General features: G+C 71.6%; 13 protein-coding genes. 7 read left to right on the top strand and 6 right to left on the bottom strand.

Annotated features, from left to right (window positions below):
- The 4 genes from ACWEQG_RS38530 to ACWEQG_RS38515 all read left to right on the top strand — a co-directional run.
- A partial coding sequence (locus ACWEQG_RS38530; RefSeq protein WP_452292526.1) for a ricin-type beta-trefoil lectin domain protein occupies nt 1-855 on the top strand: 855 nt, incomplete at its 5' end.
- Between the two features lie 389 nt (nt 856-1244).
- Nucleotides 1245-2174 carry an alpha/beta hydrolase gene (locus tag ACWEQG_RS38525; RefSeq protein ID WP_452292524.1) on the top strand — a complete coding sequence of 310 codons (930 nt, stop codon included), beginning with the start codon at nt 1245-1247 and terminating at the stop codon, nt 2172-2174.
- Between the two features lie 33 nt (nt 2175-2207).
- Nucleotides 2208-2663: a GbsR/MarR family transcriptional regulator gene (locus tag ACWEQG_RS38520; RefSeq protein WP_452292522.1), complete on the top strand. Its 456-nt coding sequence runs from the start codon at nt 2208-2210 to the stop codon at nt 2661-2663.
- A gap of 9 nt (nt 2664-2672) precedes the next feature.
- Nucleotides 2673-3485 carry a class I SAM-dependent methyltransferase gene (locus ACWEQG_RS38515; RefSeq protein WP_452292520.1) on the top strand — a complete coding sequence of 271 codons (813 nt, stop codon included), beginning with the start codon at nt 2673-2675 and terminating at the stop codon, nt 3483-3485.
- Between the two features lie 45 nt (nt 3486-3530).
- Here the strand turns inward: ACWEQG_RS38515 and ACWEQG_RS38510 are convergent, their stop codons facing one another.
- The 4 genes from ACWEQG_RS38510 to ACWEQG_RS38495 all read right to left on the bottom strand — a co-directional run bounded on the left by ACWEQG_RS38510 (nt 3531) and on the right by ACWEQG_RS38495 (nt 8979).
- Nucleotides 3531-4763: a PP2C family protein-serine/threonine phosphatase gene (locus ACWEQG_RS38510; RefSeq protein WP_452292518.1), complete on the bottom strand. Its 1233-nt coding sequence runs from the start codon at nt 4761-4763 to the stop codon at nt 3531-3533.
- Nucleotides 4764-4918: 155 nt separating this feature from the next.
- Nucleotides 4919-5617: a methyltransferase domain-containing protein gene (locus tag ACWEQG_RS38505; protein WP_452292516.1), complete on the bottom strand. Its 699-nt coding sequence runs from the start codon at nt 5615-5617 to the stop codon at nt 4919-4921.
- Between the two features lie 151 nt (nt 5618-5768).
- Nucleotides 5769-8261 carry a PEP/pyruvate-binding domain-containing protein gene (locus ACWEQG_RS38500; protein WP_452292514.1) on the bottom strand — a complete coding sequence of 831 codons (2493 nt, stop codon included), beginning with the start codon at nt 8259-8261 and terminating at the stop codon, nt 5769-5771.
- Nucleotide 8262: 1 nt separating this feature from the next.
- A complete protein-coding gene (locus ACWEQG_RS38495) occupies nt 8263-8979 on the bottom strand; it encodes a TetR/AcrR family transcriptional regulator (RefSeq protein ID WP_452292512.1) in 717 nt (238 codons plus the stop codon).
- 203 nt (nt 8980-9182) lie between these two features.
- Here ACWEQG_RS38495 and ACWEQG_RS38490 point away from each other — a divergent pair, with 203 nt between their 5' ends.
- Nucleotides 9183-9383 (top strand): hypothetical protein, encoded by a 201-nt coding sequence (locus ACWEQG_RS38490; RefSeq protein ID WP_363471414.1) that lies wholly within the window; start codon nt 9183-9185, stop codon nt 9381-9383.
- On the opposite strand, the gene glpK (ACWEQG_RS38485) is transcribed toward ACWEQG_RS38490, so the two are convergent.
- Together glpK (ACWEQG_RS38485) and ACWEQG_RS38480 are read right to left on the bottom strand one after the other, a co-directional pair.
- Nucleotides 9384-10895 carry a glycerol kinase GlpK gene (gene glpK / locus ACWEQG_RS38485; RefSeq protein WP_452292510.1) on the bottom strand — a complete coding sequence of 504 codons (1512 nt, stop codon included), beginning with the start codon at nt 10893-10895 and terminating at the stop codon, nt 9384-9386. It abuts the gene before it with no gap.
- A gap of 43 nt (nt 10896-10938) precedes the next feature.
- Nucleotides 10939-11718, bottom strand: a complete 780-nt coding sequence (locus tag ACWEQG_RS38480; RefSeq protein ID WP_452292508.1) for an IclR family transcriptional regulator — start codon at nt 11716-11718, stop codon at nt 10939-10941.
- Nucleotides 11719-11995: 277 nt separating this feature from the next.
- Between ACWEQG_RS38480 and ACWEQG_RS38475 the strand changes: the two genes are divergently transcribed.
- Both ACWEQG_RS38475 and glpK (ACWEQG_RS38470) read left to right on the top strand, forming a co-directional pair.
- Complete coding sequence (locus tag ACWEQG_RS38475) at nt 11996-12820, top strand: MIP/aquaporin family protein (protein ID WP_452292506.1); 825 nt, start codon at nt 11996-11998, stop codon at nt 12818-12820.
- 69 nt (nt 12821-12889) lie between these two features.
- A complete protein-coding gene (gene glpK / locus ACWEQG_RS38470) occupies nt 12890-14407 on the top strand; it encodes a glycerol kinase GlpK (protein WP_452292504.1) in 1518 nt (505 codons plus the stop codon).
- The last annotated feature ends 28 nt before the right edge of the window (nt 14408-14435 follow it).

Here is a 14435-nt window from a genome sequence, read left to right as displayed (position 1 = left end):
GCCGGATGCTTCGCCACCACCAACGGCTCACTGTGGAACAGCCAGTGCTCCGGCGGGCAGCTCATCAAGACCGCCCAGCAGTGGGGCGACCAGGCGCGGGCCATGTACCCCGGCTACACCGGCCGCTACCCCCGTATGCAGCTGTGGCACGGCACCACCGACACCACCCTCGCCTACCCCAATTTCGGCGAGGAGATCAAGCAGTGGACCAACCTGAACGGGCTGAGCCAGACCCCGTCCTTCACCGACCATCCGCAGTCGTCGTGGACGCGCACCCGCTACGGCAACACGGGCACCCAGGCCACCGTCGAAGGCATCAGCATCTCCGGCGTCGGCCACCAGCTGCCGATGAACGGCCAGATCGCCTACGCCATCTCCTTCCTCGGCCTCGACGGCAGCACACCGTCGTCCCCCAGCCCGTCCCCTGGTAGCCCGTCACCCAGTCCGACCGTGACCCCCACCTCCGGCGGCGGTAGCGGGCCGATCAAGGGGACGGCCTCCGGCCGCTGCCTGGACGTGACCGGCGCGAGCACCGCCGACGGCACCCAGGTGCAGCTGTGGGACTGCAACGGCCAGACCAACCAGACCTGGAGCTCCACCTCCGCCGGTGAAATCCGGGTGTACGGCAACAAGTGCCTGGACGCGGCCGGCACCGGCAACGGCGCCAAGGTGCAGATCTACAGCTGCTGGGGCGGCGACAACCAGAAGTGGCGCGTCAACTCCGACGGCAGCATCCAGGGCGTCCAGTCCGGGCTGTGCCTCGACGCCGTCGGCGCCGGCACCGGCAACGGCACCAAGATCCAGCTGTATTCCTGCCACGGCGGCACCAACCAGAAGTGGGCCTGGAACAGATAGGTCACATCCGGACGCCTCCGGTGCGGCACAGCCCGCACCGGAGGTTCCCTCCGGCAACGCCCCGCCACACCGCAGCCCTTCAGGCCGGGGTGGGCCGCGTCAGGTGCGCCGGGAACACCGGCCCGGTGATGCGGCCGGAGAGCGGGCGGGGCGGCAAGCGGGCAGTGGCGGTGGCCCGGCGCACGTACTCGATCGCGCCGCCCTTGGAACCACGCCGACGCGGCGGAGCTGTTCACCGACGGCCGCCGCCCGCCACGGGAACGGCTCCTGTGGCGGCTCTTCTGCGTAACGGCGGCGCGCGACCTCTTCCCTGTGCAGACTCTCAGATTGACATTGCTAGTTATTTCAGTCATGTTTGAAATAACTAGCACACAGGCATGGGGGAAAGCATGGAACACGTGACCTTCCGCAGCGTCGGCACCCGCTGCGCGGGTGATCTCTACCTGCCTGAGACGAGCGATCCGGTCCCCGGGCTGGTGCTCGGGCACAGCGGGGTGATGGTCAAAGAGGCGCTGGCGTTCTTCGCGCCGTACTTCGTCAAGGCCGGCTTCGCGGTGCTGGCCATCGACTACCGCACGGTCGGCTCGAGCGAAGGAGAGCCGCGCGGCCTGGACTACCCGGAGCGGCAGGTGGAGGACTTCCGCAGCGCCGTGTCCTACCTGCAGACCCGTCCCGAAGTGCAGCCGGAGCGGATCGGGGTGTGGGGGGTGAGCATCGGCGGATCGGTGGCGGCCCAGGCCGCCGTGCTCGATCGGCGCATCAAGTGCGTCGTCGTGCAGAGCCCCAGCGTGTGGAACGGATGGCGGTACATGGAACGCCTCCTCGGCCGCGCCGGTGTCCACGCCCTGCGCGACCGACTGCAGCAGGACTGGCAGCGGCGCTACGAAGGCGGGCAGAGCGCGCGCGTGCCGCACCTGACGCTGGAGGGCGACAGCGTGAAGGACACCCCGGACATGTCGACCCGCCTGTTTCCCACCTACCGCAACGAGAAGACCCTCGACTCGGCCGAGCACCTGCTCACCTTCGCGCCGGAGAACCTCATCCACCGGCTTGCCCCGACGCCGCTGCTGATGATCGCCAACGGCGGCTGGGACCCGTACCACATGCTCGAGGAGGCGCAAAGCGCCTTCGCCAAGGCGGGCGAGCCCAAGCGGCTCGCGGTGCTGCCCTATGACGTGCTCGGCCTCTACACCGGCCCGGGCCTGGAGGAGGCGATGGCGCTCGCGATCGACTGGTTCGATCTTCACCTGCGCAGGACCAGGCTCGCGGACATCACCCCGGCACCCACCTACGAGTCGGTGGCCGCCATGACACAGTGAACCGCCACACGATCGACAACGGAGGGCGCGACGATGAGCACTGAGGAACAGCAGGACCGGCTGCTCCGCTGGGTGGAACGGGTGGCAGCCTTCTGCGTCGAGGAGTGGGGGCTGCCGCCCATCACCGGACGCATCCTCGGCTGGCTCATGATCTGTGATCCGGCCGAGCAGTCCGCCGGCCAGATCGCGGAGGTCATCCAGGCCAGCCGAGCCTCGCTCACCTCGAACATGCGCTTCCTCACGGCCATCGGCCTGGTCAAGAAGGTGAGAAGGCCAGGGGATCGCACCTCCTACTACCGCATCGAAGACGACGCCTGGCAGAAGGTCATCCAGCGCAAGCTCGAAAGCCTGAGCGCGTTCGGCGAGATCGCCGACGAAGGGCTCGACATCGTGGGCGGCGAGGGGCGCCGCACCGAGCGCATCAAGGCCGCCCACGACTCCCTGACGTGGCTGCAGAACCTCGCGGCCCGTCATCCGCTACGCCGTTAAGGAATCCCCATGCACCGCCGGCAACCCGAACTCGGGCTGATCCAGGAAACGCTGCTGCTCACTCTCCACGCCAGAGCCCTGGACGCCGGGCAGCCCAGCCCGATCCTCGGTGATCGGCTCTCCGCCGACCTGGCCGGCACCATCGATTACGACTTCGGCAAGCTGAAGGTCAAGCCCAGCCTCGTCCTCACCACGGCACTGCGTGCCAAGAAGCTCGACGGCGTCGTCCGCGCCTACATCGCCGCTCATCCCGGATGCGTGGTGCTCGACCTGGGCTGCGGCCTGGACACCAGGATGTTCCGTTGTGATCCCCCGTCCGGCGTCGACTGGTACGACATCGACTTCCCGGAAGTGGTGCACCTGCGGGCCGAATGTCTGCCCGGCCGTTCCCACCTGGTCGGAGCCGACCTCACCGGCTCCGACTGGCTGACAGCCATCCCCGGCGACCGGCCGGCGATGATCGTCGCCGAGGGGCTGCTGCCCTTCATGCCCGGCGACTCCTTCCAGGCGATGACCCGCGCGCTGACCGGCCATTTCCCTTCGGGCGAGCTCGCGCTCAACGGCTACACCCGCTTCGCGGCCTGGGCCATGAAGTACCACCCGACCATCAAGGCACTCGGCATCAAAGCCGCCCAGGGGTTCGACGACCCGCACGAACCGGAGTCCTGGGACGCCGGCCTCGAACTGATCGAGGAGCAGATCCTCACCCGCGCACCGGAAGTAGCCCGGTTCCCGCAACCCCTGCGCGCGCTGACCCGTCTCACCGCCCGCAGCACGGCCTTGTCCCGGCAAGGGGCACGCGTTCTCCGCTACCGGTTCTGAGCCCGTGCGGGCGGCGGTCGCGACAGGCGGCGTTCCAGGGACGGGTCAAGGGCTGAGCTTCTCGTGCGCGTTGCCGTGCCACTCGACGAGCAGCACGGTGGCGTCGTCGTGCAGGCGGTTGTCGTGATACTCCAGCACGGTCCGGATGAGGCGGCGCAGCGTCTCGGGCACCGGCAGCCCGGCGGCGTTCTGCTTGATCATGAACTCGACGAACCGGCCCAGGCCGAACTCGCCGCTGTCGGGGCTGCGCATCTCGGTGATGCCGTCGGTGTAGAGGAGGATCCGGTCGCCGGGCTCCAACTGCTCGCGGCAGAGCGTGACGGGCAGGCCGAGGTCGAGCCCCATCGGGTGGGCGGGCGGGCAGTTCAGGGTGGACGTCCAGCGGCCGTGGCGGATCAGCACCGGCGCGTGGTGGCCGCGGTTGACCCAGGTGAACACGCCGGTCTCGAGGTCGAGGTCGCCGATGACCCCGGTCACGAAGCGGTCGCCACGGCCGAACTCGTCGATCAGAACCCTCTCGATCGCCTCGCTGTTGCGCACCAGGTCCATGTCCTGCCGGCGGTGGTTGCGGCAGGCGGCCACGGCCAGGTTGGCGGTCAGCCCGGCCGACACGTCGTGGCCCATCGCGTCGAAGACCCCGACGTGTGCGAGTGAGCCGAAGGTGGAGTAGTCGAAGGCGTCGCCGCCGATCTCGTACGCCGGTTCGAGCACGGCGCCGATCGTCACCTCCGGCGTGGCGAACGTCAGCGGCGGCATCAGGTTCCACTGCATCTCCGCCGCCACGTTCATCGGGCGGCTCCGGACCAGGCGCGCGTGACAGTCGCTGAAGGAGCGCTTGCTCACGACGATCAGCGCGAGGAGGGACGCCACGTGCCGCATGCGCTCCTCGAGCCCGTCGTCCGCCCACATGGGGGTCATGTGGAGCACGCCGATACGCTCGGTGCCGTCCAGCATGGGCACCCACCACTGGCCCGGCACGTCGCCCTCCGGGCCGGCCCGCAGCACGCGCACCTCCTGCAGGGCACGCCCGGCGAGCGTGGTGTCGATCTTCAGCTCCTCCGGCTGGGCGGCGTCCTCGCCATGGCCGCACAACCGGCGCAGCACGCTCTGCTGCAGGTCGGCCACGTAGACGCCGATCTCCTCGAAGCCCGCCTCGCGCTCGTACCGGCTGATCAGCGAGGGTATGTCCTCGAACGCCACCAGATGGCTGGCCTCCAACATCCCGGTCAGCGCGCGCAGCAACCCCTGGTCCCGGGAATCGGGGACACCCTGCTCCATCTGCCCACCCCCGTGATCCCACACCACTTACCCACGATGCCGCCCAACTCGGGGCGCGGGCCTTGTCGGGAGAACATCTTGGGCAAGGAATTACTTCACGGGCGGCCGGACTCGGCGACTCGGCGTCAGCCGCTCACGAACCGGCGCCCGCTCGGTCAGTCGAAGAAGCGGGCCAGCCGTCGCTCTCCGGCGGGCTCCCGGCCGCCCTTCGCCGGGACCAGGTCCGCGAAGACCGTGGACTCGTCGCGCGTGACCAGCAGCGGATACCAGCACCGGCCCGCGTCGTCGGGGCGGCACAGGTGCTTGAACGTCTGCACGTCGATCAGCCGGACGTGCGTGGGGTCGGCCACCGCGTTGACGTGCCGCCACCAGGGCGCGAGGACGTGCAGCACGCCGCCGGGCCGCAGCACGCGGTGGCACTCGCGCAGCAGGGGCAGATAGTCGGCCAGGTGCTCCAGCACGTGCACCACGAAGACCTGGTCCACCGACCCGTCCGCCAGCGGCACCCCGCGAGCCAGGTCGGCCAGCACGTCGACGGCCGGTCCGGGCCGGAGGTCGACGCCGAGATTGTCACGGTGTTGCTTGGTGTCCCCGCAGCCGAGGTCGACGACCCGGGGCATGACGCCCGCGACCCGCACCCTGTCCCACACCGCCAGCACTCCCGCCAGGCGGCCGAGGCGCTCGCGCAGCACGGCGAGGTCGGCGGCGGCCCGCACGTCGCCCTCGACGTGCGCCACCCCGCCGTCGAAGCGGACCCGGACGTCCAGGCCGCGCAGGCGGGGATCGTGCGCCAGCAGGTCCGCCGCCGCATCCTCCAGGTCCCGGTCGACCAGGTAACGCCGCCGCCTGTCCATCCCGCCCACTCCTCGCCGCTCCGGATGACCTGTCGTCTACCCGCGGGAGGCCGGGCCGTACGCATGAGGGCCGGCCGGCACCGCCATCGGCATCGGCCCGGTCTCGTGAGCGGCGGACGGCCACACCTTTCCGAGGACCCGGGGCGAGCCGTCACTCGCCGAGCAGTTCCACCGTGCCGCGGGCGCCGTCGACTCTGATCTTGTCCCCGTCGCGCACCCGAGTGGTGGCGTTGCCGGTGCCCACCACGGCGGGGATGCCCAGTTCGCGGGCGACGATGGAGGCATGCGACAGCGGCGCCCCGACGTCGGTGACCACGGCCGCCGCGCGCGGGAACAGCGGCGTCCAGCCCACGTTGGTGAGCGTGGTGACCAGGATCTCGCCGGGCTGGAGCCGATCGCCGTCCTCGGGCCGGGCGATCACCCTGGCGATCCCCTCGACCACGCCGGGCGCGCCGGGGAAGCCGGTCACGGCGTCCTCGGCCGGGGGGACGGCGCCTCGGGCATCGTAGATGTCGGCGCGTCTGCCGGGGTCGGCCGCCCAGCGGACCGGGTCGAACCGGCCCACGATGAGCGTCGGATACGGCGGGAGCGCCGCGTACATCTCGTACGTCGCCCGCCGGACGGGCACCCGTTCCAGCGGGGTGGCGTCGCCGCGGAGCACGGCGAGCAGCTCGTCCAGGTAGAGGTGGAACAGGTCGTCGCCGTGGCCGGTCAGCTCCCCGGCCCGCAGGACGAAGGCCCGCAGCACCCAGAACGCGCGGACGACCTCCGATCGGGTGGCCTCGCGGTCACGCACCACCCCGGCCCAGCGCGCGACCCTGGCCCGCATCCCGGCCTCGCGGCGGGGGTGGCGCCGGGCGAGCCGCGCCCACGCCTCCTCCCTCGCTTCGCGCTGCCGGGCCAGCAGGCCGTCCGCGCCGGCCCGTATGTCCCGCAGCCCCGCGAGCTGGGCGTCGATCCAGGCGGGGTCCTCCCCGGGACGCGGGACGGACACCTCGAACTCGTGCGGGCCGCGGTGGCCGTAGAGCCGGGCGAAGGTCTCCCTGGTGATCTCGCCCGAGGCCAGCCGGCTCAGCCCCGTGATCAGGCCGAGGCTGGCCAGCTCGCCCTCGCCGGCCGCGCCCGTCAAGATGGCCTCCGCGTCGGCCTCGCCCACCGTCTTGCGCAGCCTGTCGCGGGTGAGGACGAGCGAGCTGCCGTCCTGCCGGCCCGCGGCCTCGAGCATGCGGCAGGCCGTGACGAAATGCGGCTCGACGGACCGCGACCACAGGTCGGCCAGTTCCGGCGCCGACGAGGTGGACCGGATCGCGGCGCGCAGCTCCTCGCACCGCTCCCGGGAGGTGGACAGGAATGGCCGCATGTCTTTGAGGTTCGCCCTGACCCTGCGCCGGATGCGTACGGCCATGGGCAGCACCGTCGTGATGATCCGCCACCGGGACATCCCGAGCGGCGGCACGTCCAGGCCCGGCGGAAGCCTGCCGAAGACCTGCTCGATCGCGCCGAGCCTGCTCCCCATGCCCAGCGCCCGGGCGACGGAGACGGCGATGCTCAGGTTCATGTAGAACCGGCCGCCGATGTTGCCGATCAGGTCGAAGCCGGGCAGCGCGGAGGCCGACATGGCCTCGTTGATGAACAGGCGGACGAACGACCAGGTGATGGGCGTCATGACGTCGGGGATGGCCTCACCGAGGTTGCCGGACGTCCACAGGTAGTCGCCCTTGAGACTGTCGTTCCACTCCTCCACCCGCGGCCCGGAGGCGGTGATCGGGCGGGCTTGGACGACGGCGAACGCACCGGCGTGCCGGACCCACTCCACGTCCATCGGCGTGCCGTAGAGCGCCTGGACGCGCGCGCCCAGATCGGCGAGCGCGAGGGCCTGCGTCCCGGTGAGCACGGGGATCCGGCGCATGTCCTCGGGCACCGGCTCCTCGCGGGTGCCGCCGGGCACGCGGACGGTCATGACCGTCTTGTCCCCGGCCCGCTCCTCGACGACCGCGCCGCCCGCGACGACGACGTCGGGGGTGACCTGGCCGCCGACCACGGCCTCGCCCAGGCCCCACGACGCGTTGATCACCGTCGCGCCGCGGGCGCCCGTGACGGGATCGGCCGTGAACATGACGCCCGCCGCGTCGGCGTCCACCAGTTCCTGGACCACGACGGCCAGGGCGACGTCGTCGTGCGGCACGCCGTTCCTGTCCCGGTAGGCGATCGCGCGGGCGTTCCAGAGGGAGGCCCAGCAGCGCTTCACCGCGTCGAGCAGCCCGTCGGCCGTGACGTTCAGGAAGGTGTCCTGCTGCCCGGCGAACGACATGCCGGGGAGGTCCTCCGCGGTGGCGGACGACCGCACGGCCACCGCGACGTCGCCGCCCAGCGCCGCGTGGGCGGCGCGGATCTCCGCGGCGATCGGCTCGGGCACCTGGCGCCCGGCGAACAGGGTCGCGATCCGCTCGGCGTCGCCCGACGCGGCGGCGGCCAGTGTCTCCTCACGGAAGTCCGCCACGAAGGCCCGATAGGCCTCGGTGGTGATGTGGAAGCCGCCGGGCACGGGCAGCCCCGCCCTGGCGAGCGTGGCCAGAGACGCGCCCTTGCCGCCCACGGCGGCGAGGTCGGCGGCGGGGTCGTCCAGCGGGATGACAGCCCTCATGTCACACGCTCCTCGAAAAGCTCAGGGAGTCCGCCAGCTTCCGCCGGGCGACGTCCTCGATCGTGTCGAGATAGCCGAGGGTGGCCTGTCCGACGGCACGCGTCGCGTCCTCGGGCAACGCGCGTCCGGTACCGGTGGCGCGCTCGATCATGTCGGCGAGCAGCTCGGCGAGCCGCTCCTCGGGCGGGGGCCCTCCGGGGAGGAGCCACGGCACGGTGAGGAACCCGTACATGATCGAGCCGATCACCAGGACGTGGTAGCCCGACAGGTCTCTGGCCGCGCCCGCCGCGGTCAGCGCGGCATAGTAGGCGTCGAACGCCTCGCCCATGTTCATCGCGCCGGGGCCCTGCCGCTTCTGCCTGACGAGCTTGCCGAGCACCTCCGAGTCGCCGACGAGCGCCGCCTTGAGCAGCGGCCGGCGCAGCAGGCCGGCGGCGATCCCGGCGAACAGCTCGCGCGGGGTGGCGGGGCGGCTCCGGCGCACCTCTTCGAGCATGTGCACCCGCTCCCGGCGCAGCAGTGCGGCGAAGAGGGCGTCGCGCGTCCTCCAGTGCAGGTAGATCGTGCCCTTCGCGACCCCGGCCTGCCTGGCGACATCGTCGATCGTCGTCTTGTCGTAGCCCCAGCGGCCGATCAGCTCGGCGGCGGCGTCGAGGATGCGGTGCGCCCGCTCCATCTGGCGTGCCGGATCCTGTGGCGGCCGTCCTGCTCTCGTCATGTGCCCTTCCCCGATTGTTTGACCGGATCACACTATTTGGTCACTGAATCGAGCACAAGAGCCCGGGGCGGCGCGTACGCGTGAGGGGCCCCTGCGAGGATGAATGAAGGCCGTACGACGGGGGCAGGTGAGCGGTCATGCGCGATCCGCAGGCCGGGGGGACCGGCGGACAGCGGACAGGACACGTGGGAGGAGACGCGGACGTGGTGGCGGACAGATCCGGAGCGTACGACGCGAGGGGCACCTCGCCCGAGCCGCTGACGCCCGAGCCGGACGACGGGGGGCTGGAGGAGATGATCGGCGGTGCGGCCGACATCGAGACGCCGGCCGCCGAGACGCCGCCGGCGACCGGCGAGGAGTCGGCGATGCCCGAGCCCGAGCCCGACATCGGCCCCACGTCGTGATCAGCCGGCGGAGGGCTTGATCCAGCCGAGGGCGCGCTCGACCGCCCGCCGCCAGTTGTCGTACTCGTCCTCGCGCCGTCCGGGGTCCATCGCCGGCGTCCACTGGGCGGCGCGGTGCCAGTTGCGCCGCAGACCCTCCAGGTCGGGCCAGTAGCCGACGGCCAGCCCGGCGGCGTACGCGGCGCCGAGGGAGACGGTCTCCGCGACCATGGGCCGGACCACCGGCACGTCCAGCACGTCGGCGATGAACTGCATGAGCAGGTTGTCCGACGTCATGCCGCCGTCGACCTTGAGGGTGGTGAGCGCGATGCCCGCGTCGGCGTTCATCGCGTCCACCACCTCGCGGGTCTGCCAGCCCGTGGCCTCCAGCACGGCGCGGGCGAGGTGGCCCTTGGTGATGTACGAGGTGAGCCCGACGATGACGCCGCGGGCCTCGCTGCGCCAGTGGGGCGCGAACAGCCCGGAGAACGCCGGGACGATGTAGCAGCCGCCGTTGTCGTCGACCGTGCGGGCCAGGGTCTCGATCTCCGGGGCGGTCCCGATGAGCCCGAGCCCGTCCCTGAACCACTGCACGAGGGCGCCGGTGACCGCGATGGAGCCCTCCAGGGCGTACACGGCGGGCTGGTCGCCGATCCGGTAGCCGACCGTGGTGAGCAGGCCGTGGGCGGAGGCGACCGGCTCGGTTCCGGTGTTGAGAAGCAGGAACGCGCCCGTGCCGTAGGTGCACTTGGCCTCGCCGCGGTGGAAGCAGGTCTGCCCGAACAGCGCGGCCTGCTGGTCGCCGAGCGCGGCCGAGATCCGCACGCCGGGCAGCACCCGCCGGGCCACGCCGTAGATCTCGCTAGACGGGCGGATCCGCGGCAGCATCGCCCGGGGGATGCCGAAGAAATCGAGCAGGACCGGGTCCCAGTCGAGGTCGCGCAGGTTCATCAGCAGCGTGCGGCTGGCGTTGGTGACGTCGGTGACGTGGACGCCGCCGTCCGGGCCGCCGGTGAGGTTCCAGATGAGCCAGCTCTCCATCGTGCCGAACAGGACCTCGCCGCGTTCCGCGCGCTGGCGCAGCCCGTCGGTGTGGTCCAGCAGCCAGCGGACCGTGGGGGCGGAGAAGTACGTGGCCAGGGGCAGGCCGCAGCGCTCGCGCACCACATGCGCGTCGGGGCGGCGGGACAGCTCGTCGACCAGGGCGCCGGTCCGGGTGTCCTGCCAGACGACCGCGGGGGTGACGGGCGCGCCGGTGCGCCGGTCCCACAGCACCGTCGTCTCCCGCTGGTTGGCGATGCCGACGGCGGCGACCTCGCCGGGCCCGATGCCCGCCTGGGCGAGCGCCTCCGGACCGATCCGCTCCAGGTTGCGCCAGATCTCGACGGGGTCGTGCTCCACCCAGCCAGGGCGCGGGAAGCGCTGCTTGTGCTCCCGCTGCGTCACCGAGACCAGCCGGCCGCGCTGGTCGAAGAGGATGCACCGGGTCGAGGTGGTGCCCTGGTCGATGGACATGACATAGCGCTGGGTCACGGCGGCCTGCCTTAAGGGGCGGATGCGTGTGGGGTGGGGAGGGTCACCAGCGGGAGGCGCCGAGGTCGCGGGAGACGGCCCGCGCCGCGTCGCGCACATAACCCACCAGCTCGGGACGGGGACGCCCGCCGGAGTCGCAGATCCGCTCGGTGGCGCCGGAGATGCCCATCGCGCCCACCACGAGTCCTCCGTACCCCCGGATCGGGGCCGCCACCCCGGCCTCGCCCATGCCTGTCTCGTCGGCGTCGGACGCCCAGCCGTGCTCGCGCACGGCCGCGAGCACGCGGGACATCTCCCTCTGCGTACGCACGGTGCGGCGGGTGAACTGCTCCAGTTCCCCGCCCCGCACCGCGTCCTGGAGGGCGGCGGCCGCGTTGGCGTCGTAGGCGAGCAGTACCTTGCCGATCGCCGTGGCGTGCATGGGCAGCAGCATGCCGACGTCGAGCGTCTGCAGGCTGTCGTCGGGCCGGAAGACGTGGTGGACCACCAGGACCTTGCCCTGGAGGTGGGTGCCGATCCGCACCGCCTCGCCGCTGCGCGCGGCCAGGGCGTCGGCCCAGTTGATCGCCCGCGAGCGGAGCTCGTTCACGTCGAGGTAGCTGGTGCCCAGATGCAGCAGCGCGGCGCCGAGCTGGTACTTGCCGGTCGCCTCGTCCTGTTCGACGAAGCCGACGAGCTGGAGGGTGCGCAGGATGCCGTGCGCCGTGCCGCGGGCCAGCCCCAGGGAGTTCGCGATCTCGGTGAGGCCGAGCCGCCCCGATCCCTGGGCGAGCAGCCGCAGGATCGCGGCGGCGCGCTCGATGGACTGGACCGGACCTGGCACGCCCCGGATCCTAGCCGCGTCGGCAGGTGTTCGACACTGCCGACATCCCGCCGGACGCGCTCGACGCGTCGTGCGCCGCCGGACGGGCCTGCGCGAGTTGTGATTTTTCGCGTCATGCCGGGGGAGCGTAGTACGGCGGCACGAATGTGACCAGTGTTCGACAATGCCGACGATCTTTCGTTGACGCTCCCTTGGGGGCCGTTTAGCGTCCGGACAACCGGCGGTGTTCACAGCGAGCACTTCGGAGAAGTGACGGGCGTGGTCAAGGAGGAGACAGATGGCGGAAGGGCGAAGTGGCCCGCGGCTCCTGGGCGAGCTGGCGGCCGAGTTCGCGGGCACGGCGATCCTCATCCTGTTCGGCGTCGGCGTCGTGGCGCAGGTCGTGGCCGGCGGCATCGGCGACCACGACAGCATCGCCTGGGCGTGGGGCCTGGGCGTGACCCTCGGCGTCTACACGGCCGCCCGGATCAGCGGCGCCCACCTCAACCCGGCCGTCACGGTCGCCCTCGCCGTCTTCAAGGGCTTCTCCTGGCGCAAGGTCCTGCCGTACGCGCTGGCGCAGACCGCGGGCGCCTTCGTGGCGGCGCTGCTCGTCCGCTGGAACTACGCCGAGGTCCTGGCCAAGGTGGACCCCGGGCACACGATCAAGACGCAGGGGGTCTTCTCCACCCTCCCCGGCAACGGCACGCTGCCGGTCACCCAGTGGGGGGCGCTGCGCGACCAGATCATCGGCACGGCGATCCTGCTGTTCCTGATCCTCGCGATCTCCGACGAGCGCAACTCGGCACCGCTCGCCAACCTCGCGCCGGTCATCGTCGGCCTGCTCGTGGTCGCGATCGGCATGGCGTGGGGGACCGACGCCGGCTACGCCATCAACCCCGCACGCGACTTCGGCCCGCGCCTCGCCTCGTTCTTCACGGGGTACGGCTCGGCGTTCCGCGACCAGTACGGTGGGCTCTACTTCTGGGTGCCGATCATCGGCCCGCTGGTCGGCGGCGTCGTCGGCGCCGGGCTCTACCAGATCCTGGTCGCCCGTTTCCTGCCGCGTACGGACGCGCCCGAGCCCGGCCGTACGCCGGAGCCCGCCGCGCAGGCGGGCTGATCACCCCCAGGCCGAGGCCGGGAACGCCCGGCTCACCCGAGCTCATACGAGACGAGAGGCGTAACGAGAATGGCAGACTACGTCGGCGCGGTCGACCAGGGGACGACCAGCACCCGCTTCATGATCTTCGACCACGGCGGCAACGAGGTCGCCCGCCACCAGCTGGAACACCAGCAGATCCTGCCGCAGGCGGGCTGGGTCGAGCACAACCCGACCGAGATCTGGGAGCGCACTCGGGCGGTCGTCGAGACCGCGATGCGGACCGCGGGCCTGCAGGCCTCCGACCTCGCGGCGCTCGGCATCACCAACCAGCGCGAGACCGCGGTCGTCTGGGACCGGCGCACCGGCCGGCCCTACTACAACGCCATCGTGTGGCAGGACACCCGCACCGACCGCATCGCCTCCGCCCTGGAACGGGAGGGCAAGGGCGAGGTGATCCGGCGCAAGGCCGGCCTGCCGCCCGCCACCTACTTCTCCGGCGGCAAGATCCAGTGGATCCTGGAGAACGTCCCCGGCGTCCGCGAGGCCGCCGAGCGCGGTGACGCGATCTTCGGCAACACCGACACCTGGCTGCTGTGGCACCTGACGGGCGGCGTCGACGGCGGCGTCCACGTCACCGACCCCACCAACGCCAGCCGCACGATGCTGATGAACCTGGAGACGCTCGACTGGGACGACGAGCTGCTGTCGTTCTTCGGCGTCCCCCGCCAGATGCTCCCCGAGATCCGGCCCTCCTCCAACCCCGACCTGTACGGCGTGACGCGCCCGGGTGGCCCGCTCGGCGGGGAGGTGCCGCTGTCGGGCGACCTCGGCGACCAGCAGGCCGCGACCGTCGGCCAGGTGTGCTTCGAGCCCGGCACGGCCAAGAACACCTACGGCACCGGCAACTTCCTGCTGCTCAACACCGGCACCGAGCTCGTACGCTCCCGGCACGGACTGCTCACCACGGTCTGCTACCAGTTCGGCTCGGCCAAGCCCGTGTACGCCCTGGAGGGGTCGATCGCGGTCACCGGCTCGGCCGTGCAGTGGCTGCGCGACCAGCTCGGCATCATCTCGGGGGCGTCGCAGAGCGAGGCGCTCGCCCGGCAGGTCGAGGACAACGGCGGCGTCTACTTCGTGCCCGCCTTCTCCGGCCTGTTCGCGCCCTACTGGCGCTCCGACGCTCGGGGGGCCATCGTCGGCCTGTCCCGCTACAACACCAACGCCCACCTGGCCCGGGCCACGCTCGAGTCGATCTGCTACCAGACCAAGGACGTGGTCGGCGCGATGGAGCAGGACTCCGGCGTCGTCCTCGACGTGCTGAGGGTGGACGGCGGAGTGACGGCCAACGAGCTGTGCATGCAGCTCCAGGCCGACATCCTCGGCGTCCCGGTGTCGCGCCCGGTGGTCGCCGAGACCACCGCGCTCGGCGCCGCGTACGCCGCCGGGCTCGCCGTCGGCTTCTGGAAGTCCACCGACGACCTCAAGCGGAACTGGCACGAGGACCGCCGCTGGGAGCCCACCTGGAGCGACGAGCGGCGCGAGCGCGGCTACGCCGGATGGCGTAAGGCCGTCCAGCGGACGCTCGACTGGGTCGACGTCGACTGATCCGCCTGAACAACGAGGGAGTCAACAC

The organism is Microbispora sp. NPDC004025 (genome assembly GCF_053604425.1).
This window is presented reverse-complemented; position numbering and strand designations above follow the sequence as displayed.

What these genes read in the sequence shown, in the direction of transcription:
- ACWEQG_RS38525 (WP_452292524.1), top strand. Translation starts at nt 1,245, where the DNA reads ATGGAACACGTGACCTTCCGCAGCGTCGGCACCCGCTGCGCGGGTGAT.
- ACWEQG_RS38520 (WP_452292522.1), top strand. Translation starts at nt 2,208, where the DNA reads ATGAGCACTGAGGAACAGCAGGACCGGCTGCTCCGCTGGGTGGAACGG.
- ACWEQG_RS38515 (WP_452292520.1), top strand. Translation starts at nt 2,673, where the DNA reads ATGCACCGCCGGCAACCCGAACTCGGGCTGATCCAGGAAACGCTGCTG.
- ACWEQG_RS38510 (WP_452292518.1), bottom strand. Translation starts at nt 4,763, where the DNA reads ATGGAGCAGGGTGTCCCCGATTCCCGGGACCAGGGGTTGCTGCGCGCG.
- ACWEQG_RS38505 (WP_452292516.1), bottom strand. Translation starts at nt 5,617, where the DNA reads ATGGACAGGCGGCGGCGTTACCTGGTCGACCGGGACCTGGAGGATGCG.
- ACWEQG_RS38500 (WP_452292514.1), bottom strand. Translation starts at nt 8,261, where the DNA reads ATGAGGGCTGTCATCCCGCTGGACGACCCCGCCGCCGACCTCGCCGCC.
- ACWEQG_RS38495 (WP_452292512.1), bottom strand. Translation starts at nt 8,979, where the DNA reads ATGACGAGAGCAGGACGGCCGCCACAGGATCCGGCACGCCAGATGGAG.
- ACWEQG_RS38475 (WP_452292506.1), top strand. Translation starts at nt 11,996, where the DNA reads ATGGCGGAAGGGCGAAGTGGCCCGCGGCTCCTGGGCGAGCTGGCGGCC.
- glpK (WP_452292504.1), top strand. Translation starts at nt 12,890, where the DNA reads ATGGCAGACTACGTCGGCGCGGTCGACCAGGGGACGACCAGCACCCGC.